Source organism: Butyricimonas sp. Marseille-P3923 (genome assembly GCF_900184685.1).
Classification (GTDB): Bacteria; Bacteroidota; Bacteroidia; order Bacteroidales; family Marinifilaceae; genus Butyricimonas; species Butyricimonas muris.
In genome coordinates this window covers 213,374-238,824 of the sequence record NZ_FXXL01000007.1, presented here as the reverse complement: position 1 = coordinate 238,824, position 25,451 = coordinate 213,374, and the positions used below count along the sequence as shown (strand labels likewise).

Below are 25,451 nucleotides of genomic sequence, written 5' to 3'. Positions count from 1 at the left end.
AGAAAGGATTGGATTATCGATAAGCATCCTAAAAGAAGGGCAATACACACTTTTGGGGACACTATCCTATCCGTTCGATCGAGCCAAAGTATTCTCGTGTTACCATTGTGATACCAAATATAAAAAAAGGCTCTCTAAACGATTGTTTTAGAAAGCCTTCCGTGATCCAACTGGGACTCGAACCCAGGACCCCAACATTAAAAGTGTTGTGCTCTACCAGCTGAGCTATTGAATCCTTCAATTGTATTTCTCAATTGCGGATGCAAAGGTATACCTTTTTAGTTTTCTCACAAATTTATTTTCCATTATTTTCTCAGTTTTTTATCTAAACAGAGGTAAAGGATTCATTTTAATTTATTTAGAGCGGAAATAATTTTATTTTATAATTTATCCTTGGAAGTCTCGTTAATTTTCACGAAATTTAAAAACTCATAACTTAAAACTATACCTATATGAACGGCGTAAGAAAAATCACGTATTTATTCGTGTTATTATCAGTATTTATCGCTTGTCAAGATGATGATGATAATGACAAACTCACGAAAGAAGAAGAACTAACTCTACGGGCTAATCAATTCATTCACGACAACATGTCGATGTTTTACCTTTGGAACAAAGAAATGCCTGCCATTGATCCTCAAAAAGAAAAAGATCCGATTGAATATTTCGAGAAATTACTGTCATCGAAAGACTCTGCCTCCATTATCACGGACGACGCGCAAGGGCTCATGGAATCCCTTACCAACACGGGGGAAACATTCGGTTATGACTTAGCTTACTATGGTGTTGGCAAAGACAATTACGTAGCCATTGTCAAATACGTGTATCCCAATTCACCTGCCGACGGAAAATTAAAAAGAGGCGATATCATACTCAAAATCAATTACACGTATATCACCAAAGATAATATTGACAAACTAACTCAAAACGGAACAATTCAACTCACCAAGGGTAAAATCATAAACGGCAATGAACTAACTGATGAAGGTACCCCACCCGTTACGCTAACTTCAAAAAAAATGGAAACAGATCCTGTACTCATTCGCAAGGTTATCGAAAAAGGAAACCACAAGATCGGCTACCTCATGTACACGGACTTCGCCTCTTCTTTTAACAATAGTCTGGAAGACGCTTTTAATTACTTCAAAACAGAAGGAATCACGGATCTCGTTCTTGACCTCCGGTATAACCACGGGGGTGACGATGCAGCATCTGCCCTGATGTGCAGTGCTATCGCTCCGCCGGATAAAGCGATTGAAGGAGAACTTTTATCATATGAAAAATGGAACTCCGAATGTCAAAAAGCCTTTGAAAGTGATTCCCGATTCGATACACAACTCCACCGTTATTTCAAAAAAGTAGATTGTAATTTGAATTTACCCAACAAACGAGTTTATATACTCACTACCAGAGAAACTATCTCGGCATCCGAATACACAGCAATCTGTCTGGAACCGTTTATGAAAGTCATCCGAATCGGACAAAAAACATATGGCAAGTTTACCACAATGGCATTAATGCAACCCACGAAAGAAGACACTAACGGCAAAATTGTGGCAGATGAAGAACTCTCGAATTGGCTAATGGCACCAATCGTTTCAAGATACACGAATGTCGACGGGTATCCCTCGGACGCAGTGAAAGGATTAGAACCCAACTATGAAGTGGAAGACCAACTCTTACCCCCGGCCTCGACACTAGGTGCGGAAAATGAACCCTTGTTGGCAAAAGCGATAGCCATAATCACGGGAAAAAACAAGTTAAGCCCGAGAAGTGCCTTGCAATCGACACCGGATTTCAAACAAATACACAGAACGTTTAATGATATCAGAAGCAATCGTATCATTATAAAGAACAACAAACTATGCCCTTAAGGAGATCGGAAAAAAGAGGAATTATATTCTTAGGTATCATGATACTTGCCCTTTTCGTCCTGCCCCAAGCAAGCCGAAAACCGGAGTGCGGGTTATTCCTGCTCGCGAGTCCGGAAACACCCGACACAACAACAGCCTCCATCCCGTCCGCCCAAAAACATCTCCCCTCCCCGATTGAATTAAACACAGCGGACAGTTCCGTGCTGGTAAAAATAAAGGGAATCGGTCCCTACTATGCCGCAAAAATCATTCGCTACCGGGAACAACTCGGGGGCTTCCGTTCCGTCACTCAACTCAAAGAAATCAAATTCCAATACCTTGATATAGATACCCTCCTCTCCCGCTTTACGGCAAACCCAGACCTGATCAAGCAAAGAAACCTTGACACAATGGACTTCAAAACCGTACTGAAACATCCCTACCTCGCCTACGAAGACGTGCAACTCATTTTCAATGCCAAACGGAAATTCGGTAAAATCAACTTCTCGATTTTAAACTCGGAAAAAATTTTACCGTTATATAAACTGCAAAAAATAAAACCTTACTTCAAATAATTTGTATAACTTTGTAACAATGGCTTGAATTTGCCTTTGCAATAACACACACGTAAATATATATAAGACATGAAAAAAGTATTTATCACATTAGCAATTATCATCGTGCTGATTATTGTCGCTCTTATGGTTATCCCCGTCTTTTTCAAAAGCGACATACTTCGATTGATCGAGGAAAAATCCTCTAAATATATTCAAGCGGAACTGGCCATCGGCGACGTTGGCTTGAGTATGTTCAAGAATTTCCCGAATCTTAGCGTTACTTTAGACGACGTGATGATTTCCAAGGAAGAAAATAACACCCGCGATACGTTGATCAACATCCCGTATTTCGAGGCATCGGTGAATTTAAAGTCCCTTATTTCAGGGAATGAAATTATTATTAATAACGTTTTGCTCAAAGACTGCTTCTTCAGTCCAAAAGTTAATGCCGAAGGAAAAGCCAATTGGGATATCATGGTACCTTCCGACACAACAGACGTAAAAACGCGAGAACCGGAAGCGACAGAAGAAGAACCGGCTTCCGACTCTGAAACCGCTATCGCTTTCAACAATATCGAGGTCAGAAATCTAGTATTGGATTATAAAGATTATCAAGCCTCAACGTTCGCTCACGTGGACGCGGTGAATTTGAACCTGAAAGGGAACTTCTCGGAAACGAACACCATTCTCAACGTGCTGCTTTCCCTAAAAAACATTTCTTTACGTCAAGGCAACAGCGTGTGGGTAAACAACACGGATTTCAACTGGCAGGCGGACATCGCCGCGAATCTAAAAGAGATGCAATTCAACATTCAGAAGAATGACATGGCGCTCAACGATTTAAAACTTGACCTGATCGGCAGCTTCGGTATCATGGAAAACGAAAAATACTCCATGGACTTGAAACTGAACGCTCCCGACACGAAATTCGAAAGTTTACTCGCTTTAATACCTAAAGATTTCCAAAAAGAACTCGAGGGAGTAAAAACTTCCGGTGAATTCCAACTGAGCATGGAAGCCAAAGGAGAATATTACGAGAATCATCTTCCGGCTATCAACCTGCATTTCAATATCTTGAACGCGAGCCTAAAATACCCGGAATTACCGGAATCGGTAGAAAAAATAAACCTGAAACTGAACGTGACCAACCCGGGCGGGACGGTAGCACAGACCGTGGCAAACCTAAGTACGCTCACGTTCACCGTTGCCAACAACCCGTTTAACATGAATGTATTGGTTTCCAACTTGGACGATCCGACATTCAAAGGTGGCATGAAAGGAGTTATCAACTTCGAGAGCTTGAAAAAAGCACTTCCTCTTAAAGACATCACTCTTAGCGGAATATTGACGACCGACCTTTCTTTCGACGGGAAATACCAGTATATAGAAAAAGAACAATACGAGAAATTTACCGCTAACGGTAAAATAGCGTTGAAAAACGTACTGTTCAAGAGCGCGGATTTCCCGGAAGGCATCTCTGTCCCGTCGGGAGAAATAACGATCACACCCGCACGTCTTAACTTGCAGAATCTACTGGTCAAAATCAAATCTTCGGATTTCGGGTTACAAGGATACGTGGCAAACTATCTGCCCTACGTGTTTAAAGACCAGACATTAAAAGGTAACTTCACGCTGACATCCAACACGATCAACGTGAATGAATTTATGACAAGCACGACATCCGGTTCGACATCTGATGCCGAAGCCGCCCCGGTAAAAGACACGACGGTAGTTCAATCTTCTGGTGCCGAAGCCCCGGAAGGTATCGCCATTCCCAAGAATATCCAATTGGCTTTCAACACGAACATCAAACAAGTCCTGTACGACAGTCTGGTTATCAAAACCATCAAGGGAAGCATCGAAACAAACGGCGGTATCGCCACGCTAAAGAACTTGAGCATGGATATGCTGGAAGGCAATCTGATCATGAACGGTTCGTACAACACCGCGAATCCAGCGAAACCATCCGTTGATCTCAACCTGCGGATATCGGATATTGATATTAATTCCGCTTACCACGCTTTCTCGTTTGTCAAAGAAAGTATCCCGATCGCCATGAATTGTAGCGGTAAAATCTCGGCAGCCATGAAATTCAGTTCGGAACTGGACAAAGAAATGAGCCCGATCATGACCACGGCAAACGGTGGCGGCAGTTTGTCCACAACCGGATTCTTGATCAAGGATAACCCAGCCATGCTGCAACTCGCCAGCTTGCTGAAAAACGACGAATTAAGCCGCCTCAGTATAGCGAACTTGAAAGTTGATTTCAAGATCAACAACGGAAACATCACGGTTGAACCTTTCACGACAAATATAGCGGGTAACCCGACCACGTTCCAAGGAACACAAACGGTTGACGGCAAAATGGATTACGTGATGTCAATGAACATCGCCCGCAAATATTTCGGGAAAGACATTGACAACGTACTCAAAGCCATTCCCGGCGCCGACAATATCAAATCTCTCGACGTGGACGTGAAGATAGGCGGAACCTTATCCAAACCCACGGTGACACCAGACTTGAGCAAGGCGTTGAAATCCATTCAAAAAGAAGCCGGCAAAGAACTCAAAAACAATATCCTGAAAGGATTAGACAAACTATTCAAATAAATAATGCAATTTCCGATTAGGTGGGTTGATACTCACCTAATCGGAAATCATAAACCATCAAAGGCTTCCCACCAACCTCCGTTGTTCTTCGAAAAACATCACCCGTTGTTTCTCTCCGCTAACGGTTATCAGCGTGGAAGAACGTTTCAACGACTGCAACCAACAACGCAATCGCTCGTAAGTATACGAATCCCGTGAAGTGACCATATTCAAGGTAAAAGCCTTCAACATGCTCAGATGAAAATCACGAGAACCGAAATAACAATAATTCGTGTCGAGATTAATATTGGACAGATAAATAAGCATCTCGTTCCCCGTATCCGTAAAACGTCCCTTCGCAGCGAAATGCTCCATATCATCCAACAAATGCATCAAATCCTCCTTCAAAGCAACAACATCTTCCGGGGTAATCAAATTGATACTGGCGAAAAACTTGATATCCGTTACGAGGTAATGGAACACAAGATGATCAAAAATAAAATAACTTGATTTAAGCTGTCGGGTAACCCGCAAGTACTCCTGTTGCATACTTGCCAACTGTGGCGTGATTTTCACTTCACTGTAATGCTTTAATGAATCGACATGGCTATACTGGTACAACCACTTGAAAAGATAAAAGCGTGTAATGTTGGAATAGTAATAACAAAAAGACCTCGGCAGAATATTGGTCGACTGTCCGGCTTCCCAATCCTCCCCGTCCTTTACCATGGCAAGCAAATTGATAAACTCTCTCATCATCTTATAATCCGACTCTAACGGATTCGCGTACTCCACCAATTTCAATTGAAAAGGTCTGCTCTTCCCGGTATCCGCCTGTGCCAGATTATCGAGCGAGATACCCAGTTCTTTCGAAACAGTCATTACCTCGATAAAAGTAAAAGGAACTTCGCCCCGCAACCTTCGATATACAGCCTCGCGTTCGATATACAGCATATCTACCAAGGTGTTTGTCAGCTCGGCTCCTCTCGGAATTCTCTTTCGCAATTCCGAGAGGAAACCATCATACAGTGTAACTTCTTTCATGTTCATGTGCGATAATTTATTTAACAACCCTCTACAAAAGTAGAGGATTTTCAAGCGAAACCTCTGAAACAAAATAACGATATTATGACTAATTTCGACACAGTACCCTGTTTTTTCCTCTTGAAATAAACATCCAACATTAGCCCCATTCACCCGCTTCTTAAAAATGAAAATCTGACAGGGATGTCCTTTCCTTCTGTCAATCATTCAAGCGAGAAAAAGAACTTCTACTGTTCACGTAAAAACGCTCCCGCGAGTACTTGATTTACGTCTACAAAAACAAAACAATCTTTCATAACTTTACATCAGTTCAAAAAAGATAAATATTAAATAAAAACCTTTGCCATGAAAGCTAACCCTCGAAACACGAATGACCATCACGAATTTAAATATATTATTACTGTATTCGGTTCATTCTTTTTTTCAAATTTGTTTAACACGGGGACAATAAGTCCCCGTGCTTTACACCCTTGGAGTACTTTTACCAACGTAAACGATACAAACTATTCAAATTGTTCACCTCAATGTGTACACGAAGATCTCCAATCGTAGGCAAGAGGACACCTCGTTCCGAACGCGGACTAACGGAACGGGGTTCAAAAGAGCCTCTCGGGGTCCACGCTTCCTTTCGATGATGACCCAAATACTCCATTAACCACGCGTGGACCCCAACCTTACGAATAATTACCCTAAAATCTCCCACCAACGAAAGATTTCCCGGTACACGTTTTCCCGTACCTCTTTCCCGGAAAGCACCAAATCGTGCAAACCGCCGGGAATAGCGACAATATCGACATCGCCCCGGATATTTCGGGCAATCCGTTTGATATCCTCCACGTTCAGAATAGAATCGCGGGTCTGAATCTGTTCCTTGTCTTTAATATCCGTAACCGACTTTTCAGAATATAGTATTAAAAAGGGAGCATTTACTGAAAACGGCTTCATCAACTCCCGTTGCGCTTTATATATCGCCCGCACCCATCCCAAATTAACACGGGGTGCAACATGCGGTTTCCATGTCAAATCATAATCCCACTCCCCCAGACACGCCTGATGAAGGTACTTCCCGTACTCCTCCGTGAATCCGCCCACGACCTTTATTTCCGGCATATATTTACCCACCCAAGCGACCAACGGCAATAACTTTCGCACCACCCGACTCTGGTTAAATTCGAAAAACGGGCTATTCAGCACGAGAGCGTCAAAAAGCGGATTGTCCCGCTTTTCCTTGGCAAAGAGCGTGATGATCAACCCACCCGTGGAATGTCCCATTAACACGGTTTTCCGGATCCCCTCCTCGCGGATAATCCTCAACGCCTCCTCTATCTCTTCAAAATAGGTTCTCAAATCCCGGATATCATTGAATTTCTGGTGAGGCAGCCACGAACGACCGTATTTTCTCAAATCCAAAGCATAGAAATGAATCCCCCGTTCATTAAACCGGAATGCCATCTCTTTTTGGAAAAAGTAATCATTAAAACCATGAATGTAGAGTACCGCCTGTCCCTTGTTCATTATTGCCAAACGACGTACCAAAACGCTCACAGCCTTTCCCTCGTAATCATCCCGCAACGAAATACTCCGTTGTTCAAATCCGTCTTTCAAAATATCTTCCGTGTAAGAAGTCGTCATGGCATTCATCGTATTATGGATTACATCTTCCAAATGTATAATTATTTACCGTGATTCATCCTTCTTTTAGAGATTAAATTATAATTTCGCTCCGGATGAAAATCATACAAATAACATAAAATGAAAGAAGCCTTTATCAAACTACACGTATCTATCATTCTTGCCGGGGCAACGGGAATATTCGGGAAACTGATAACGCTGAACGAAGGATTGCTGGTTTGGTATCGCATGATGTTCGCCACTCTTTTATTCTCGATCATATTGTATTTCAAGAAAGAATTACACAAGATCGCTTTCGGGGATACACTCAAAATAGGTGGTGTCGGATTACTCCTTGGGTTTCATTGGGTTTTCTTCTACGGAAGTATCAAGGCATCCAATGTATCGATCGGGGTGGTATGTTTCTCGCTGACTGGATTCTTCACGGCATTTTTGGAACCCCTGATCTATCGGCGTAGAATATCTATCAGAGAGATACTATTCAGCCTGTTGACGTTGTTCGGCATTATTTTGATCTTCCATTTCGACACCCGCTATCGTCTAGGGATCTGTCTGGGTGCCATATCTTCCGCCCTCGCCGCCCTTTTCACGATCACGAATAAAAAAATCGGTAGCAATCATGCGACAAGCACGTTGCTATTATATGAAATGGCAGGCGGATTTATCGGACTCTCCTGTTTATTACCTCTTTACTTGAACTACTTTCCCGTGCCAACGATACTCCCCGATTTATCGGATTTCATCAACCTGCTGTTATTGGCGTCAATCTGTACGATCGGGTTGTATATCCTCCAGATTCAAGTACTAAAAACAATCTCGGCATTCACCGTCAACCTAAGCTACAATTTGGAACCCGTGTACAGCATCTTACTGGCCATGTTACTCTTCAACGAGGCGAAAGAACTGAACATCTCTTTTTATATCGGACTCAGCATCATCATACTCTCGGTTATCCTGCAAACGGGAAGTGTCTTTATCAAAGATTCTACCACGAAAAGAAAAACCGTCTGAATATTGATATTCAGACGGTTTCGTGAACTCGGCGGGAGTCGAACCCACAACCTCTTGGGCCGTAACCAAGTGCTCTATCCATTAAGCTACGAGTCCTTTTTCTTGAGCGATGCAAAGGTAATATAATTTCTTTTACACGAATCATACGGGGGAAAATATTTTTCAAATAATCTGCAACTATTGCCTTATCTACGGGAAATATATATTTTTGCCCACCAAAATAGAGATACGTAACAAAACATACATAATAACATAAACAATTAAAAATGAAGAATTTATTTATACTTATCTTTTTAGTCGCCGGAGTGACGACATTGCAGGCGCAAATCAAAATCGGTAAAATGAAGATTGACACGAAGAAAGCCATTCAAGCCGGAAAGGACGCGGCAGGAGCAATCACTCTTTCCGATGAGGATATAGCAAGCATGAGCAAAGAGTACATGCAATGGATGGATACTCACAATAAACTAGCCGCACCGGATAGTGAATTAGGTAAACGATTAGCCAAGATCACGGCAAACTTTCCGGAAATAGAAGGTTTAAAGTTGAACTTCGGCGTATATGAAGTCGTGGATGTCAATGCGTTCGCTTGCGGGGACGGTAGTATCCGGGTATGCGCCGGATTAATGGAACTCATGACGGATGACGAAGTACTTGCCGTTATCGGACACGAGATCGGGCACGTGGTTCACCACGACTCCAAAAACGCCATGAAAAACGCTTATCTTCGTTCTGCCGCTAAAAACGCCGCAGGAGCCTTGAACGAGAATGTATCCAAATTAACAGACTCCCAACTAGGCGATTTGGCCGAAGCATTCATGGGTGCCCAATTCTCCCAAAAACAAGAAAATGCCGCGGATGATTACGCTTTTGATTTCTGTATCCGGCAAAATGTCGACCCGTATGCCATGTCAAAAGCTTTAAATAAGCTGGTTGAACTTTCAGCAGCCGGCGGTGAGAAGGCGAATCTCATTCAAAAGATGTTTTCTTCTCACCCCGGAAGTGCCGAAAGAGCTGCCCGTTTAAAAGAAAAAGCCGATAACCTGCAAAAGAAATAATCAAACGTTTTCTATACGGTAAGATGTAGCGGCAGAATAGGTAATTCCCAATCTGCCGCTACATCAATAAATGAAACTCACCTCTATTAGCTATTAATCGCTACGCCAATTCATTACAACACTCGTACAATTATCTTACAACAAGTCTGTTACAAGCCATAAAGACACACCACCACAAATAGGGATGCCGTTTTTTAAATATCCTCATTTATGGTGATGGATTCGTATTTTGTGATGCCGTAATTTTGTGACGTAAAAATATTCACAGGGAATCAACCGTGGCAACCAATAATACGCAAGTAACAAATTGTAATAAAGATATGATTATTATTAAATGTACATGGATAAAAAATAACAGATTATGTAGGCTATTTATTCTATTTTCATTTATCCTTTTCACCCTACCCGGTTTCGGGCAAAAAAACACGTGTCATTTACAAGGTACCGTACAAGACAAAGAATCAAAAGAAGTATTGGAATTTACCACCGTATCTCTAAAAAACGACACGATACAATTAAACACGGTCAGCGACAAAAACGGACGTTTCAGTTTCAGAAACATCAAACCGGGAACATACACCTTGAGCCTGTCGTTTATCGGGTATCTTCCCCTTCACCGGACAATCTCAATTCATCGGGACACAACTTTGTCTTTTCACATGCAAATCGACACGATCACGTTACAAGACATCATTGTCACGGCATCCGAATCACGAGGTTTAACCTCCTCTTCCAAAATAAACCGGGAAGCCATGAATCTGCTGCAACCGTCAAGTTTCACGGATATTCTCTCTCTGTTGCCGGGAGGGATGACCAAAGATCCGTCCCTCGGGAGTGTAAACAAAATACGATTGCGTGAAGTAGGGGTATCCAGTTCCGATTACGACGTAACTTCACTCGGGGTTTCTTTTCTGATTGACGGTATTCCGTTAAGCACGGACGCGAATATGCAGCAAATACCGGGAAGCTATCAAGGCGAGTACGACTACAATCGCAACAGTATCGGGAAAGGTGTCGATACGAGAACACTGTCAACCGATTTCATACAGTCGGTAGAAGTCATCCGCGGTATCCCTTCCGTGGAATACGGGGAACTCACGAGCGGACTGGTAAAAATCACCCGTAAAGCGGGAGTCCACCCGTGGGAAATACGCCTAAAAGCTGATGCCGGGAGCAAACTCGTCTACGCCGGAAAAGGACTGGCAACCCGAAACGGCTGGACTATCAATTTCGGAATCGACTATATGGACTCTAAAATAGATCCCCGCAATAATCTCGAAACATTCAAGCGCCTCACGGGCTCCGTACGCATCGGGCGTACTTGGAATATATTGACGTGGAACCTGAACGCGGACTACGGAAGTTCGTTCGATAATGCCAAGAACGATCCGGAACTCTCGTACAAAAAAATAGATAAATACAAATCGACTTACAACCGCGTGGCTCTAGCCAATTCTCTATACTGGAATTTCACGAATAACCGATTGCTAAAAAGCCTCTCGCTATCCGCGGCAATAGATTACTCGAAAGACCAAATCAAACGTACGAAATACATTTCCCTTGACAAGGACACCCCTATTCCCGACAACACGGAAGAAGGGGAACACGACGGAATATTTCTTCCCTACCGCTACACGGCACACCTGAAAGTAGACGGTCAACCGTTGAACGCTTATAGCAAAGCGATGGGAGAACTGGGATTCAACATATCGGGAGTAGAAAACGCGATGAAAATAGGTGCCGAATGGAGGATGAATAAAAACTTGGGGAAAGGACAGGTATATGACTTGACCCGTCCTCTCTACCCCTCGATGAAAGCACGTCCCCGCCCGTATGACGACATCCCGGCAGAACACACGCTGGCATTCTTCATCGAAGACAGGATAACCGTACCCGTGGGTACACACAATTTCCAAGCGGCAGGAGGTGTCCGTACCCTTATCCCATTGAACATTGATAAAGAATACAAGATTAACGGTAAAACTTATTTCGACCCGCGGGTAAATTTATTATGGAAATTCCCGACCACCTACTTGTTCAACAGAATCCTGAATATCCAACTTGCCGGGGGTATCGGTTGGAACACGAAAATGCCCGTCATGACACAACTCTACCCGGATACCCGATACGTGGATCTCACGCAATTGAATTACTACCACACGAATGAAAAGTACCGCCGATTGAACATGATGACTTATAAAGTAGACGTCACCAATTTTAAACTAGAACCTGCGCGCAATCGCAAATGGGAAGTTCGATTTGACTTCGATTACAGTCAAAACAACTTCTCCATGACCTACTTCAGAGAAAAAATGACATCCGGTTTCCGTACTTCTTCCTTCTGGCGTACTTTCGATTACAAAAAATACGATGCTTCCGCGCTTGATCCCGGTTCCATACAAACACCCCCGGATATCAACACGCTCCCTTACAGCACAGACACCGTGATTTACACGTTCGGTCAAACCACCAACGGCAGCATGATCATCAAGGAAGGAATTGAGTACCAGTACACATCCAAACGCATCGAAAGCATTCGCACCAAGATCACGATAAACGGGGCATGGTTCAAATCGACCTATCACAACAGTCATCCCGTCTACCGGAATGAAAGTACGCTCATAAACGGGGCACAAATCAAATACGTCGCCTTGTACCCGGATGATGACGGGTACATCAAACAGCAATTCAACACGAACTTCGCGTTCGACACGTATATCCGTCCCTTGGGACTTAGCTTTGCAACATTCGTGCAGTGCTTGTGGATTTCCAGCCAGCAAAGCAAATGGAAAAGCGGAACGCCATTAAAATACGTGGGTATAGACGGGATAGAACACGATTTCACGGCAGATAATCTCTCTGATCCCGTGCTCCAGTTCCTCGTGAAACAGTATAATAAAGAACTATTCATAAAAAGGACAGACCCCATTTCCATTAGCGTACATTTTAAAGCAACCAAAAAATTTATGCGGGATAAAATAAACTTGTCATTGTTCGTGAATAACATACTTGATTATAACCCGGATTACAAGGAAAACAATTTATCCGTCAGACATTACGTGACGCCCTATTTCGGCATGGAACTGAACTTGAATCTATAACCATTAAATAACACCATAAAATGAAACAGTATTTTATTATTTTCAGCTTAATTGTAACAAGCATCTTCAGCTTATCATCCTGTAACGATGATAACAATTCGATCCGGACAACGGCCTTTACCCTTACGACAGAAAACCCGAAAGACCTAACCGATCCGTCGGTTAGCAACCTGACGGCCAGCTTCAAGAACATCAACACGGGAAGAACGACCACGAGTAACGCTTTCTCCGGTAATCAGCTTGAAGTCGAATTAACCGAAGGAATATATCATATCACGATTGAAGGTAACGTGAAATACTCTTTCGAAGAACAAGAAATGAATACCAAAATCAAAGGTTACAAAGAATCCGTGAACATCACCGGAGAAACTGCCTCATCCTCGTTGACCTTGTTCTTATCTCAAGAATTATCGGATTTCGTGATTGCCGAAATATTTTTTACCGGAACAACCACTCCTGAAGGCAAACAATATGACGGGGATAAGTTTATCAAAATCTACAACAACTCCGACACGGTCCTTTACGCTGACGGACTTTCCGTATTGGTGTCAGAATTCCTGACGGTTACCAAACAAGACTACACCCCGGACATCATGAGCAAAGCCATGGCGGTAAGTGCTATTATCACCATCCCCGGCGACGGCACGGTGTATCCCGTGCAACCCGGCGAATCGATCATCATCGCCGACAACGGCATCGACCATCGCGAAGCGAACTCGCTGTCGTTCGACTTGAGTAAGGCGGACTTCGAGATATTCTATGACGAAACAAACGATATTGACAACCCCGCTGTAACGAATATCAAGACACCCTACGATAGATTCCTTTTCCACAACCGGGGATCTAAAAGTATGGCCCTCGCCCGTATCCCGAATATAGAGGAGTACGTACTTGATTCTGTCAATATGTATCATTACGAGTACACCTTCGTCTTTGGCGAACACGTGATACCCATGGATGGAGATTGCCTCCAAGTGCCGAACGAGTACATCATCGATGCCGTGAACATGACCATCCCTGCCGAATTCCAATGGATCGTAACCTCTCCTTCCTTGGACATGGGCTGGACTCACTGCGGTGAAATTGACAAAGACCAGAACCGTTACAACAAAAGCGTACGCCGGAAAGTGCTGCCGACCACCGTCAACGGGATAGAGAAATTACAAGACACGAACAATTCGACCTTAGACTTCGAGGCGGATGCCGTTCCTTCATTAGCTAAATAACTATTATTAAACAAGTAAATCATGAGGTCTTTATTCATTCTGATTTTCAGTTTAACCGTTTTATTCTCAAGTAGTCGGGCACAGGATACCCTTTCGGTAAACACCCGCACGCGGGTATTTTTCTCCCCGGGAGAAAACTTCGTGTCACAAGCGTACCGCAACCCGGCATTACAATATTACGCTCATTCTTTTTCATTGACCGAATTACAAATTGGCTGGGAGCAAACGAGTGCCGACAAGGCACTCCTGCCCCAGTTAGGTTCAAAGACTCAGAATTTTAATTTTAACGTATCGTCATATATTTCATTACGGGCAAATAGCAAAACTTGGGGCAATGCATATTACAAAAACGGGAAACGGAACAACGTGCAATGGAACGAGACCTCTGATTTTTTAACCGTCTATCCTTACGTCATGGCGGACACGCTGGGCGGTAACCTGAAAACCGAAGAATACTACTTCGCCGGAGGGTACGCGCAAGCGGGCAAACGCTTCACGTGGGGTATATTCGCCAATTACAGGGCACTCATCGAGTATCGTAATCGGGATCCCCGTCCTAAAAACGTGGTTTCCGACCTCAAAGGCTCAGTGGGCATCTCCGCGAGAATAACACGGCGTTATGACGTCGGTCTTGCCATCCACGCGGGCAAATACAAGCAGACAAACGACGTTAAATACTACAATGAACTCGGTACACTTACCGAATACCATCTCTTTGGACTGGGAACGGACTCCCGCCGATTCTACGGTAAAAACTCCAGTATTTACTATAACGGGCACCGGTACGGGGCAAGCGTCGAACTCTTTCCCTGCGCTAAAAAAGGACTTTCCGCGGCTGTCGAATACGAGCGATTCACTTTCGAGAAAATCATCTCCACCCTCAACAACCTGCCTCTGAACGAACTGAACCAAGACGAAATAAAAGCTGAGGTAGCGTACATGACACGTACCCCTCGCGAACAATGGGGACTAAAACTCAACGGCAGCTACCGGAACCGCAAGGGCACGGAGAACCTTTTCGGCGACCCCACCACGGGTGTTTACCCGCAAATCGGCAGCACGGAACAATTATCCGTCAAGAGAAACAACCTCTCACTCTCTTTCCTGTACGGCAGAGAATACAGGGAAAAGCAATTCTCGTGGAACATTCTGCCGCAAGCAGAGATGAACACGTTCAAGATGACTTACCTCGACCCTGCCCGACTCATGAAACTGAACGACCTGACCGGACGAATGAATGTATCACTCGCTAAAAGCATAAAGAAATCCACTTTCCGCCTCGATGCGGAAGGTGAATACCGCTACAACACGGACGCGGAATTACAATTAACAGATATAGACGAAACCACGCGACGCCTGCTGGAACCGGTAAACACGGTATACGCAAACCTCTCAACCGACAGCTGGGCTTCCGATATTTCACTTCGCTGGGATTACACGCTTTCCCGCAGGGACAAAGGCATTTTTATCAAAATCAACTGGCGGCATGATGCCTTCAAGGGCGACCTTCAACGGGAAACCTTACAGGCACATTGCGGCTTCACGTTTTAAACAACAACAACTACATGGAAAAAGTCATTGAATGTAAAAACATCACCCACTACTACGGCGAGAAACTCATTTACGAGAACTTGAGTTTCGACGTCGAGAAAGGAAAGGTGTTGGGATTACTCGGGAAAAACGGTACCGGGAAAACCACGATCATCAACATCCTCAACGGTTACCTACAACCCCGGTCGGGAGAGTGTTTTCTCCTCGGGGAAAACATGAACCACCTCACTCCCGCCACTAAAGCTAAAATCGGGTTATTGCTGGAAGGACACGTCCAACATTCTTATTTCACGATAGAACAGATTGAAAAATATTACAGCGCCTTCTTTCCCAACTGGAAAAAAGAGGCATTCTACGAACTCATGGAGAAACTGAACGTGGTTCCTCACCAGAAGATCAACCACATGTCATGCGGTCAGCGTTCGCAAGTGGCACTGGGACTTCTTTTCGCCCAAGACCCGAAACTGCTCATCCTCGATGACTTCTCCATGGGACTCGATCCCGGTTATCGCCGCCTCTTTGTCGAATACCTCAAAGACTTCGCCGCAAAAGGCGACAAGACCATCTTCCTCACGTCGCATATCATTCAAGACATGGAACTCCTGATCGACGACTGTATCATCCTCGACTACGGACGCTTGTTGATACACAAACCGACACGCGAAATCATGGATAACTTCCACCGTTTCCGTTTCTCGCTTCCCGACGGGCAATCCCCCGCGAAACACGACGCCCTGTGGAACACGGAGAAAGTCAACGGCTTATGGACAACTTATTCTTTCGAACCCGCCGACAAAGTCCGAGAAATACTCGTCCCGCGAGGAACGGAACTCCCCGGCTTGCAGATGGAAGAACTAACCCTAGAAGACGCGTTCATCGGGTTGACCGGGAAATATTAATCACTAAAACGACATCAAGATCATGAATAAAGCACTACTTTTTAAAGAGTGGATCAAAACCCGCTGGATACTCCTGCTCATCTTCGCGGTATTCGCGTTGGGCATGGCATACATCGCCCTGCGTATATCCAGCGCCTCCCGCAACGTGGGTATACCCCACCTCTGGGAAGTATTTATCCAGAAGAACGTTGTACTTCTCGATCAATTGAAAATGTTTCCCCTGCTGGCGGGCATCATCCTCGGCATAGCGCAATTCATACCGGAAATGGTAAAGAAACGCTTCAAACTGACCTTGCATCTCCCCTTGGGCGAAAACCGTATCATCTTCTTGATGCTGGCGTACGGGTTTACAGCGTTACTCCTCGCCTTCGCCGTCTGCTACGGTTGTTTTTTCTGGGGACTATCCCTCAACTTCCCCCGTGAAGTCATCGGGGCATGGTTCTCTACCACACTCCCGCACATGCTGGCAGGTCTGGCAGCCTACCTGCTCACCGCTTGGATTATACTCGAACCCACGTGGTTACAGCGCATCTGCAATGCGATTATCGCCCTGCTCCTCCTCTCGCTCTTCATCACGGAAGGCGTACCGGGAGCGTTCACCCCCATGCTTCCCTACCTGTGCGGGGCAATCATAATCCTGTTCCTGTTTCCGAAGATATCCATCCGCCGATTCAAACAGGGTATGCAATAACGATCAAACATCAAGAAAACATGAAAATAAAGATACTATATATCGGGCTTTCCATATTCCTTTTATCATGGATCATCCCGTCACTCGTGCAACTCACCACGGACTCCTCTGTCCGTTACCCGTTCACGTATTACAGCTCCATGATTAACCAATTCTGTTACATCGATCCCGCTGACGAATGCCTCATGGGCAAGGACCTCGACGGCAACTCGTACACGGACGCTGAATTCAACCGGGTACTCCCCATGTTCTATTACCGGCAATTGGCAATGGAAAACGCCTTGCCCGACTCCATTCAAGGGGTTCCCGTGGATTTACAGGCGATCGCGCGCAATAACTTTTTCTTCTGGTACAAGCCCAAGGACAAAAACACACCCGTGATCGAACTATACCCCATGTTCGAGTCATGTTCCGGGAAAGTAGACCTCGAAAACCCCAACGACATGTTCCGTCTGAAAGAGCGTATCGAATTTATCGACATGGAAACGAACCGGGTGAACGAAGAGAAATCCGCCCGCTTCCAGCAAGCCCTCGATGCAGCCGGATTCTCTGCACCCGCACAATGGGTGGCGGGCATCCCCTCCTGTATGAAATCATACGACGAAGGTTATTTCGTACTCGACAACCGCAATAACCTCTTCCACGTGAAGATGACAAACGGCAAACCTTTCGTCAAGGACACGAAAGTCGGAACAAGCATCAAAACGCTCGCCATGTTCCCCAAGGAAATGGAAAACCGGAGCCTCTACGGCTTCCTGTACGACACGGACGGCACCCTCTATTATCTCTCCACCGACGGTTACCGCCTCGTGAAGGTACTGGAAGGCATCAACCCGGACATCGACCGCATATCCGTCATGGCAAATATGTTCTATTGGACAGTTGTCAAGGAATCACCCTCGGGCGAATACACCTATGCCTTGGAAAACGGCACGATGAAGCAAGTGGCAGACCTCTATCGCCCCGCCACTCCCTCGACGTGGGACAAGGTATCTCCTTACCTCTTTCCCTTTACCGTGGGGTTCGGCGACAGCTCCAACAGCTACATCTATCCCCGCGTATCGGCTTACCATTTCACAGCCCTAGGACTCGGCGCTTTGCTGGCAATCATAACACTCGCCCTCTACCGCCGTCAAAAACCTTACGCGAAATACACGGCAGCCGTCATCTCCCTGTTCACGGGCGTAGCGGGTTTTATCACCGTTTGCCTTATAGCAAAAATTAAAAACTAAATTATATCATCATGAAGAAATCAACACTTATAATCATCGCTACTGGCATCGCCGCTTGTTCTATCGTTTCATGCAAAAGCAAACCCAAGAACACCCAAGCCGATGCACAAAAGCAAACCACGAACATTACCGAGAAAGCATTAAAAGTCAATGATCTCCTCGCCGTGGCTGACCAACGTGTCAATGACACCATTGTCTTCCAAGGCCCCGTGAAGCACACCTGCTCCCACTCCAGACGCCGTTGCTTCATCTCCGACCCCACGGACGAAACCACGATCCGCGTAGAAGTCGGTGGCAACATCAAATCCTTCAACCGGGAATTAGTCAATTCCGAGATCGCAGTAACCGGTGTTCTTAAAGAACAACGCTTCTCGAAAGAATACATCGACAAATGGGAAAAAGAACTGAAAGAAGAAGAAGCCAAAGGTGAAAAAGACGAGGCTCACTGCGATTCAGAGAAAAACAGCATCCTCAAAATGCGCGAATGGATGAAGAAAAACAACAAAGACGCCTACGTCATTTACTACGTCGAAGGCATCGACTACGATATTGTAAAGTAGTTTAAAATCGCATAAAAAGAGAGGATGTCAAAAGTCTGTTGTACTTTTGACATCCTCTCTTTTTATCCTACCTTTGTCCCCTATAAATAGTTATTCAAAACTCAGCGTATAACACCATGATACAGGACATCGCACCACATACATTCTCAAACGCCTATTCCAATCGCAAACCCGAAACAACAGACTTCGCCCTCTGTTTCAATAACCGTACAGTTCTCCTGCACGAGCAAAACGGTGCCATACGTTTCCCCCGCTTCAGCGAGTTGAGAGGTGACACGGACACACTTTTCCAATCCGCCACCTACCTGTTCTCCATAGATGATGACCGATTCTATTGGATAGACCGACCTGCCGAGGAACAAGGCGAGTTCCGTTTAGTCGATATCTCCGTGTTCAGAAAAGCCTTTCCCCGTCATTCCGCTTTCGCCGGAATCACCGCTTACAGCTTGCACAAGTGGTACGACAACCATCGTTTTTGCAGTCATTGCGGGGCAAAAATGTCTGCCCACGACAAAGAACGCTGATGCATTGTGAAAAATGCGCCACGACAAAGAACGCATGATGCATTGTGAAAAATGCGGGAACATGGAATACCCCAAGATCATGCCCGCCGTGATCGTTGCCGTCACAAACGGCGACAAAATACTGTTATCCAAATACGCCAACCGCGAATACACGAGATACGCCCTCCTCGCCGGATTCACCGAAATAGGCGAATCCGTGGAAGAAACCGTACGCCGGGAAGTCATGGAAGAAGTCGGACTGCACGTCAAAAACCTCAAATACTACAAAAGTCAACCTTGGGCATTCTCCGACACCCTACTCATGGGCTTCTTCGCAGAAGTCGAGGGAAATGACCACATCACCCTAGACAAAGACGAACTCGCCGTCGCTGAATGGTTCCCCCGCCGGGAAATCCCCGCCAACGAATCGGACATCAGCCTCACGAGCGAAATGATCGAATATTTCAGAAACAACAATTAGTTCGCCTGCGGCGAGTTGCAAGTTGCAGGCGAACCTTTTTCGCTTTCCCTCCCTCTTTTTTCGTTTTACTTCTCCCGAAAGAGCAAGGTTCAATTATTTTCTTTTTCTTTGTAACGACAAAAAATATGACTATGGATGCTTTTGACCTCTACATATCCCGAAAACTGCCGCTAATCAGTCTGATCTGTGCGATTTTCATCATATATCCCAACCTCTCCTGCCTTCCGTGGGAAATCAACATGATGCCGGCAGAGAGTTACCCGCTGTATTTCACCTACTTTATTTACCGTTTATTATTCTTCTGGGGGTTGATAGCTTGGTTGATACGCTACAACCTACGAACGTTACCCACGGCAGCATTCCGTCAGCGTTTGGGACGTACCTTTCTCGTCACGCTGGCTGTTTACCTCGTCTTTCTGGGAATCTCGTACACGGTATCCCGTTTCGGCATCCGCACGGACTTCCGGGGCAGCACGCTGATCTCCCAGTTCTCCGTGACCTGTGTCCTGTGTACCGTGGTCGGATATATCTCCATGCTCTACTCTAAACAGCGTGAAAAAGAGAACGAAATCGAGCGCTTGCGCTTCGAGAACCTGCAAAGCCGCTGTGACGCCCTCGCGAACCAGATCAACCCGCACTTCTTCTTCAACTCGTTGAACGGCATATCCTCCCTCATCCGCAAAAAAGATGATGAAAAAACATTGACCTACGTCAATCAATTGTCGGACATCTTCCGCTATATCCTGCAAAGCGATCACAAGGGACTCGTTTCCCTGCGTGAGGAACTCGAATTCATACAATCCTTCCGGTATGTCATGGAGGTACGTTTCGCCAACAAACTGGTATTCTCCATCGACGTGGATGAACGACAGAAAGACACGCTGGTACTACCGGTACTCTCCCTGCTCCCGATAGTGGAAAACGTCATCGTACACAACCGCATCGACAGCGAGTACAAAATGACGATCTCCATCCGTCTTACCGAAAACGGGGAACTGGTTATCACCAATCCCGTGTACCCGAAATTAACCCCGCCCGACACGAACGGAACGGGACTCAATAATCTTAGAAAACGCTTTGAATTATTAATGAATCAACATATCCGGGTAGAACAGGACAGCGAAACATTCCGTGTCTGCCTCCCATTAAAATGACATTGCTATGAGAGTATTGATTGTAGAAGACGAAACCGCCGCTTACGAGAACCTCGCCGACATCATCACGAGTGTAAACCCCGGTATCCGGATCGCCGGTAATACGGAAAGTGTCACGCAAACCGTCCACTGGCTGCAATCCAACCCGTCACCCGACCTGATCTTCATGGACATCCACCTCTCCGACGGCTCTGCATTCGCCATCTTCGACAAAATCACCGTGGAAACCCCGATTGTTTTCACCACTGCCTACGACCAATACGCCATCGAGGCTTTCCGCGTAAACAGCATCGACTACCTGTTGAAACCGGTAAAAGTCGAAGACATCCGCCATGCTCTTGACAAATACAGTAAACTCACCCGCCAAGACATCGTGCAATACCTCGCACAACTAACCCAACTCACTGTATCCCCGAAATACCAAGATCGATTATTAATTCCACACAAGGACAAGCTACTCCCCGTCAACCTGCGTGACGTCGCCTGCTTCTACACGACAGACAAAAACACCTGCATCTACTTGAAAGACGGAAACAAATACCCTTATTCCAAAACACTGGAACAGATCATCACCACTCTCGACCCGGCACATTTCACCCGGGCAAATAAACAATTCATCGTGGCAAAAGACAGCGTCACGAACATCACCATCTGGTTCGACAACCGTCTACTCGTTACCCTCGACACGGAAGTCCCCGAACGCATATATATCAGCAAAAACAAAGCTTCCGAATTCAAATCTTGGCTCGTCAGCTAAAAAACAAAAGGATTGTTCAAAATAAATGAACAATCCTTTTGCTGAAATCATTTTCTACGAGTAGTTATCTCTATATCTTTTCCAAATCGGCTTTAGTAACCCATCCCTCGTTTCCGTCGGCCAGACGCACGTTGTACCATTCGCCCAAAGAACCGAGAACCTGTACTTTCAATCCCTCGTGGACGACAAACAATTCCGTTCCGCTACTGTCGGGAGCACCGCGAACCACCACGCTGGGAGTCATGATTATACCGCTATCCCTGTTGGTCATACGATGATATTGTTTCGAGGCAAAAAATATCGTCATGATCGACATGAGCAGCAGGATCACTCCCACGGTAAACCAACTCTTCTTTAAAGAGACGGATGTCGCGTAGAAGAACAATGCCGCCATGATCAGAAAACCGATAAAAAGAGCCACGGAAATATAAGCCCACAGATCAGCCGTGAAAGCGGTCACGAACGCATTATACCAACGTACAAGAAACAATTCCGGCAGAACCTTGATATTATCCACCGTGGCCTGTTGTGCCAGTTTTAGATTATACTTGGCGTCTTTATCCCCGGGGTTGAGCAATAAAGCCCGTTCGTAATTCAAAATGGACAGAGCGATCTCCCCCAACTTGTAATAACAGTTTCCCAAGTTATAATACACGGAAGCCGACTCCATGTCATCAGCCAGAATCTCGTTATACAAATCTATCGCTTTCTGGTAATTCCCTTCTTGATACATCTTTGTCGCCTCGTCTTCCAAAGCCTTGGTATCAGTGGCAAACGCAACAATACCGGATAACAGCAAAACCAAAATTATATATACCTTCTTCATCATTTTCAATTTTCAATTGTACATTTTCAATTGCCTAAATCGCTTTATCCAACTTCGTGATAATGGATATACTATCCTTGTATACCTTATCCATTTCCTCCCCTTGGTTCGCCCCGGGAGCGTAACGGGCATATTCACAATGATCAAGTACATCTATAAATCCTTGTATCAAAGCCGCATCCGCCCCTCGACGAGTCAAATGATCGTTAATATTATCCCGGTTCAATTCGGAAGCCGCTATATTCAATTTATAGCTGACGTATCCCCACATCGCGTTCAAAACTTCTTGATAGAAGAGTTCGGAATTACCCGCTCTCATGGCAACCGCGGCAGCTCTCAAACGCTTCTGAGCCATTTTGTTTGCCGTCTTACTCTTCACGCGTACCAAATCGGCATTCGCTTTAATCCGGCGACGGTTCAGTATCATTCCGATCACAAACAACACGAAAGGTATGATAAAACTCAACCAATAGGACATCGTCGCGAAATACTGTATCCCTTTCGGACGCAAGTCACTCTTACCGGACTTAATATAACGGATATCCTGTCCCAACACGCGTACATCTTCTTTTTTGAACGACTGTAATGCCGCTTCTCCCGCGTTGGAACTTGCCTCATTCCCTTTCGCCACACGAATCGTGTATTCATCCCCTTTCAACATCTTGTAGGTACTCGACTTCGGATCGAAATAAGAATATTGCACGGCAGGAATCTTGTATTCACCCGCGTAACGGGGTATCACGATGTACTCGTAAGTAACCGTCCCGGAAGTCCCGGTAACATCTTTCGTGATCTTCGGATCATACACGTCAAAGTCGTGCGGGAAATTAATCTTGGGCGCGTTCAATAATTTCATATTCCCGTTCCCCCGCAAAACCACTTTATAAGTCAACGCATCATTTGCCCGCAATGTATCGGCAGATATAGACGTGTTCATGGAAAGAGTCCCGACCATACCGCTAAAGCCCAGAGGCTTCCCGGTTTCCGGCAGACTCTTCACGGTAATATTTACCGGCTCACTCTCGCAGAGTACCCGCACATCCCGGTATCCCCCGAAGAAATCGTCAAATATACTACCGGAGCGCCCCGTGGTACGCTGCCGAATCAAACAAACAATCTCATACGGGTCGATCGTCAAAGTTCCGGCGTGTTGCGGGAACAGAATCAATTGCTGCAATACTCCCGCCTGATCGTAAATCTTACCATTATACTCTTCCCGGTTCAACCTGATCTGTTGTATCTTTTTCTCCTCGGTCATGAATCCGTCAAAAGCAGGAATCTTCTTCCATTGCAAATCCGCCAGATTCACACGGGAATACACTTTCAATGTCAATTCCAAGCTCTCGCCCACGTACAAAGACTTACGGGATACCTCTACCTTCAAAAACAAATCATCTTTCTTTATTGAAGCACTCCCCCGCTCTTCCCGCTGTTGAGTGGTTCCCCGGTTTCCGCCATTCGTGTTTCCTTGAGTGTTCCCGGAGCCTTTGATCACCTTAATTTTTATAGCCTCTGATTTATGTTCCTTCCCGTCAATGGTGATTGTCGCGGGCTCTATCGTGTATTCACCCTCCTCTCGTGCCTCCAACACGTACGTGTAAGTAAACTGTGAGCTTTGCTCCATTTTACCGTTTATATTGGAGAAACTCATCGAAGTACTTAACGAGGGACCTGCCAGCAGATCGAATCCTTTTAACGTCGGAACCTGCAAATTCTCACCTTGCTTGTTCAACGTGTAGGAAAGTCTGAATTGCTCCCCGACTTCCACCACGGAAGGTGCCGAAACCTCGAATGTCGTCTTTTGGGCAAATACCTTTGTCCCCCCTATAACACATAACAATAATGCTATAATTAATGACCTCATCTTTGTTTATTCTTTTTATTCTGTTATACCCTTTGACACGTACTGCGAAGTTACCAATTCTTTTCAATCTTCATCTTTTTCGCTTTCTGTGCCTGAGCTTTATCTTTTTGTACTTTTTCCTGCGTCTTCTTCTCGTCTTCCCCTAAAGCCTCCAGCAAACGCTCGGCATCCTCTTTGGATATTTTAGGTTGCTGCTGCTGTTGTTGCTGCTCCTTCTTATCCTGCTGATCTTTGTTTTGCTGGTCTTTATTTTGTTGATCCTTATTCTGGTCTTGCTGATCTTTGTTTTGATCTTTATCCTGTTGATCTTTATTTTGATCCTGTTGATCCTTGTTTTGTTGATCTTGATTCTGATCCTTATTTTGGTCTTGGTTCTGGTCTTTATTCTGATCCTTGTTTTGATCCTTGTTCTGGTCTTGGTTTTCTTGTTCCTGCTTCATCTTGCGGGCAAATTCCAGATTATATTTGGTTTCTTGAGAATTAGGACGATTCCTCAGCGATTGCTTGTAAGCCTCAATACTTTCGTCCAACTTATTCATGGACAAAAGGGTATTCCCGATATTGTGGTACAACTCGCCCAGTTTTTCCTTGTTCTTTTCGTTTTGAGCCAAAGATTGGAATTGCTGCAAGGCTTCGTCATATTTCTTTTGCTTGTACAAAGCATCTCCCAGATTAAAGGCTCCCTCGTAAGACTTCACCTCCATGTCCAACGCCTTACGATATTCCACCTCCGCTTTCTCGAAATCCTGATCTTTAAACAAATCATTTCCTCCGCGAATAAATTTCCGTTCCTGTTGCGCCCATACCGGCAAACTTACCAGCACCGCGAATATCATTGTCATTAAAACTTTCATCATAACAC

General features: G+C 45.1%; 21 protein-coding genes and 2 tRNA genes. 16 read left to right on the top strand and 7 right to left on the bottom strand.

What is annotated here, in order from left to right:
• Positions 1-162: 162 nt before the first annotated feature.
• Positions 163-235 (bottom strand) — tRNA-Lys (locus tag CS948_RS12445).
• A gap of 217 nt (positions 236-452) precedes the next feature.
• Here CS948_RS12445 and CS948_RS12440 point away from each other — a divergent pair.
• From CS948_RS12440 to CS948_RS12430, 3 genes are all read left to right on the top strand, one after another.
• Positions 453-1,874, top strand: coding sequence for a S41 family peptidase (locus CS948_RS12440; protein ID WP_099292054.1), 1,422 nt, complete (start codon positions 453-455; stop codon positions 1,872-1,874).
• Positions 1,865-2,428, top strand: a complete 564-nt coding sequence (locus tag CS948_RS12435; RefSeq protein ID WP_255302003.1) for a helix-hairpin-helix domain-containing protein — start codon at positions 1,865-1,867, stop codon at positions 2,426-2,428. The genes CS948_RS12440 and CS948_RS12435 overlap by 10 nt, the downstream gene beginning before the upstream one ends.
• A 69-nt stretch (positions 2,429-2,497) precedes the next feature.
• The gene (locus tag CS948_RS12430; protein WP_099292053.1) at positions 2,498-5,020 is read left to right on the top strand and encodes an AsmA-like C-terminal region-containing protein; all 2,523 of its coding nucleotides are present in this window, start codon (positions 2,498-2,500) and stop codon (positions 5,018-5,020) included.
• A gap of 57 nt (positions 5,021-5,077) precedes the next feature.
• Here CS948_RS12430 and CS948_RS12425 read toward each other — a convergent pair whose 3' ends face one another.
• Positions 5,078-6,049, bottom strand: a complete 972-nt coding sequence (locus CS948_RS12425) for a hypothetical protein (protein WP_099292052.1) — start codon at positions 6,047-6,049, stop codon at positions 5,078-5,080.
• Positions 6,050-6,727: 678 nt separating this feature from the next.
• Positions 6,728-7,708 carry an alpha/beta hydrolase gene (locus CS948_RS12420; RefSeq protein WP_255302002.1) on the bottom strand — a complete coding sequence of 327 codons (981 nt, stop codon included), beginning with the start codon at positions 7,706-7,708 and terminating at the stop codon, positions 6,728-6,730.
• A gap of 87 nt (positions 7,709-7,795) precedes the next feature.
• Between CS948_RS12420 and CS948_RS12415 the strand changes: the two genes are divergently transcribed.
• Positions 7,796-8,686, top strand: a complete 891-nt coding sequence (locus tag CS948_RS12415) for a DMT family transporter (RefSeq protein WP_099292050.1) — start codon at positions 7,796-7,798, stop codon at positions 8,684-8,686.
• A gap of 23 nt (positions 8,687-8,709) precedes the next feature.
• Here CS948_RS12415 and CS948_RS12410 read toward each other — a convergent pair.
• Positions 8,710-8,782, bottom strand: a tRNA-Arg gene (locus tag CS948_RS12410).
• Between the two features lie 170 nt (positions 8,783-8,952).
• Here CS948_RS12410 and CS948_RS12405 point away from each other — a divergent pair.
• The 12 genes from CS948_RS12405 (at position 8,953) to CS948_RS12355 (ending at position 21,899) form a co-directional block, all read left to right on the top strand.
• Positions 8,953-9,744 carry a M48 family metallopeptidase gene (locus CS948_RS12405; RefSeq protein WP_099292049.1) on the top strand — a complete coding sequence of 264 codons (792 nt, stop codon included), beginning with the start codon at positions 8,953-8,955 and terminating at the stop codon, positions 9,742-9,744.
• Between the two features lie 320 nt (positions 9,745-10,064).
• The gene (locus CS948_RS12400) at positions 10,065-12,845 is read left to right on the top strand and encodes a TonB-dependent receptor (RefSeq protein ID WP_099292048.1); all 2,781 of its coding nucleotides are present in this window, start codon (positions 10,065-10,067) and stop codon (positions 12,843-12,845) included.
• 20 nt (positions 12,846-12,865) lie between these two features.
• Entirely contained in the window at positions 12,866-14,071 is a 1,206-nt protein-coding gene (locus CS948_RS12395) for a DUF4876 domain-containing protein (RefSeq protein WP_099292047.1), read from the top strand.
• 21 nt (positions 14,072-14,092) lie between these two features.
• Positions 14,093-15,622 (top strand): DUF6850 family outer membrane beta-barrel protein, encoded by a 1,530-nt coding sequence (locus CS948_RS12390; protein ID WP_099292046.1) that lies wholly within the window; start codon positions 14,093-14,095, stop codon positions 15,620-15,622.
• Positions 15,623-15,636: 14 nt separating this feature from the next.
• The gene (locus tag CS948_RS12385; RefSeq protein ID WP_099292045.1) at positions 15,637-16,521 is read left to right on the top strand and encodes an ABC transporter ATP-binding protein; all 885 of its coding nucleotides are present in this window, start codon (positions 15,637-15,639) and stop codon (positions 16,519-16,521) included.
• A 22-nt stretch (positions 16,522-16,543) separates the two neighbouring features.
• Positions 16,544-17,212, top strand: a complete 669-nt coding sequence (locus tag CS948_RS21690) for a hypothetical protein (RefSeq protein ID WP_176555043.1) — start codon at positions 16,544-16,546, stop codon at positions 17,210-17,212.
• A 20-nt stretch (positions 17,213-17,232) separates the two neighbouring features.
• On the top strand, positions 17,233-18,444 hold the full coding sequence (locus CS948_RS12375; RefSeq protein WP_176555042.1) for a DUF4857 domain-containing protein: 1,212 nt from the start codon (positions 17,233-17,235) through the stop codon (positions 18,442-18,444).
• Positions 18,445-18,455: 11 nt separating this feature from the next.
• Positions 18,456-19,004, top strand: a complete 549-nt coding sequence (locus CS948_RS12370) for a hypothetical protein (RefSeq protein ID WP_099292042.1) — start codon at positions 18,456-18,458, stop codon at positions 19,002-19,004.
• Between the two features lie 116 nt (positions 19,005-19,120).
• Positions 19,121-19,528: an NADH pyrophosphatase zinc ribbon domain-containing protein gene (locus CS948_RS21785; RefSeq protein WP_218014304.1), complete on the top strand. Its 408-nt coding sequence runs from the start codon at positions 19,121-19,123 to the stop codon at positions 19,526-19,528.
• A 61-nt stretch (positions 19,529-19,589) separates the two neighbouring features.
• The gene (locus CS948_RS21780) at positions 19,590-19,988 is read left to right on the top strand and encodes an NAD(+) diphosphatase (RefSeq protein ID WP_218014303.1); all 399 of its coding nucleotides are present in this window, start codon (positions 19,590-19,592) and stop codon (positions 19,986-19,988) included.
• 131 nt (positions 19,989-20,119) lie between these two features.
• Entirely contained in the window at positions 20,120-21,142 is a 1,023-nt protein-coding gene (locus tag CS948_RS12360; RefSeq protein ID WP_099292041.1) for a sensor histidine kinase, read from the top strand.
• A gap of 7 nt (positions 21,143-21,149) precedes the next feature.
• Positions 21,150-21,899: a LytTR family DNA-binding domain-containing protein gene (locus CS948_RS12355; protein WP_099292040.1), complete on the top strand. Its 750-nt coding sequence runs from the start codon at positions 21,150-21,152 to the stop codon at positions 21,897-21,899.
• A 70-nt stretch (positions 21,900-21,969) separates the two neighbouring features.
• On the opposite strand, the gene CS948_RS12350 is transcribed toward CS948_RS12355, so the two are convergent.
• From CS948_RS12350 to CS948_RS12340, 3 genes are read right to left on the bottom strand one after another with little or no spacing between them, the layout of a single operon-like run.
• Positions 21,970-22,725, bottom strand: a complete 756-nt coding sequence (locus CS948_RS12350; RefSeq protein WP_255302000.1) for a tetratricopeptide repeat protein — start codon at positions 22,723-22,725, stop codon at positions 21,970-21,972.
• 34 nt (positions 22,726-22,759) lie between these two features.
• The gene (locus CS948_RS12345; protein ID WP_255301999.1) at positions 22,760-24,589 is read right to left on the bottom strand and encodes a BatD family protein; all 1,830 of its coding nucleotides are present in this window, start codon (positions 24,587-24,589) and stop codon (positions 22,760-22,762) included.
• A gap of 50 nt (positions 24,590-24,639) precedes the next feature.
• On the bottom strand, positions 24,640-25,446 hold the full coding sequence (locus tag CS948_RS12340) for a tetratricopeptide repeat protein (RefSeq protein WP_099292038.1): 807 nt from the start codon (positions 25,444-25,446) through the stop codon (positions 24,640-24,642).
• Positions 25,447-25,451: the final 5 nt, after the last annotated feature.

Excerpts from the sequence above, each read along its gene's own strand:
- CS948_RS12425 (WP_099292052.1), bottom strand. The coding sequence starts at position 6,049 with ATGAACATGAAAGAAGTTACACTGTATGATGGTTTCCTCTCGGAATTG.
- CS948_RS12405 (WP_099292049.1), top strand. The coding sequence starts at position 8,953 with ATGAAGAATTTATTTATACTTATCTTTTTAGTCGCCGGAGTGACGACA.
- CS948_RS12355 (WP_099292040.1), top strand. The coding sequence starts at position 21,150 with ATGAGAGTATTGATTGTAGAAGACGAAACCGCCGCTTACGAGAACCTC.
- CS948_RS12440 (WP_099292054.1), top strand. The coding sequence starts at position 453 with ATGAACGGCGTAAGAAAAATCACGTATTTATTCGTGTTATTATCAGTA.
- CS948_RS21785 (WP_218014304.1), top strand. The coding sequence starts at position 19,121 with ATGATACAGGACATCGCACCACATACATTCTCAAACGCCTATTCCAAT.
- CS948_RS12435 (WP_255302003.1), top strand. The coding sequence starts at position 1,865 with ATGCCCTTAAGGAGATCGGAAAAAAGAGGAATTATATTCTTAGGTATC.
- CS948_RS12430 (WP_099292053.1), top strand. The coding sequence starts at position 2,498 with ATGAAAAAAGTATTTATCACATTAGCAATTATCATCGTGCTGATTATT.
- CS948_RS12340 (WP_099292038.1), bottom strand. The coding sequence starts at position 25,446 with ATGATGAAAGTTTTAATGACAATGATATTCGCGGTGCTGGTAAGTTTG.
- CS948_RS12390 (WP_099292046.1), top strand. The coding sequence starts at position 14,093 with ATGAGGTCTTTATTCATTCTGATTTTCAGTTTAACCGTTTTATTCTCA.
- CS948_RS12400 (WP_099292048.1), top strand. The coding sequence starts at position 10,065 with ATGATTATTATTAAATGTACATGGATAAAAAATAACAGATTATGTAGG.
- CS948_RS21690 (WP_176555043.1), top strand. The coding sequence starts at position 16,544 with ATGAATAAAGCACTACTTTTTAAAGAGTGGATCAAAACCCGCTGGATA.
- CS948_RS12415 (WP_099292050.1), top strand. The coding sequence starts at position 7,796 with ATGAAAGAAGCCTTTATCAAACTACACGTATCTATCATTCTTGCCGGG.
- CS948_RS12350 (WP_255302000.1), bottom strand. The coding sequence starts at position 22,725 with ATGAAGAAGGTATATATAATTTTGGTTTTGCTGTTATCCGGTATTGTT.
- CS948_RS12375 (WP_176555042.1), top strand. The coding sequence starts at position 17,233 with ATGAAAATAAAGATACTATATATCGGGCTTTCCATATTCCTTTTATCA.
- CS948_RS12345 (WP_255301999.1), bottom strand. The coding sequence starts at position 24,589 with ATGAGGTCATTAATTATAGCATTATTGTTATGTGTTATAGGGGGGACA.
- CS948_RS12360 (WP_099292041.1), top strand. The coding sequence starts at position 20,120 with ATGGATGCTTTTGACCTCTACATATCCCGAAAACTGCCGCTAATCAGT.
- CS948_RS12395 (WP_099292047.1), top strand. The coding sequence starts at position 12,866 with ATGAAACAGTATTTTATTATTTTCAGCTTAATTGTAACAAGCATCTTC.
- CS948_RS21780 (WP_218014303.1), top strand. The coding sequence starts at position 19,590 with ATGGAATACCCCAAGATCATGCCCGCCGTGATCGTTGCCGTCACAAAC.
- CS948_RS12370 (WP_099292042.1), top strand. The coding sequence starts at position 18,456 with ATGAAGAAATCAACACTTATAATCATCGCTACTGGCATCGCCGCTTGT.
- CS948_RS12385 (WP_099292045.1), top strand. The coding sequence starts at position 15,637 with ATGGAAAAAGTCATTGAATGTAAAAACATCACCCACTACTACGGCGAG.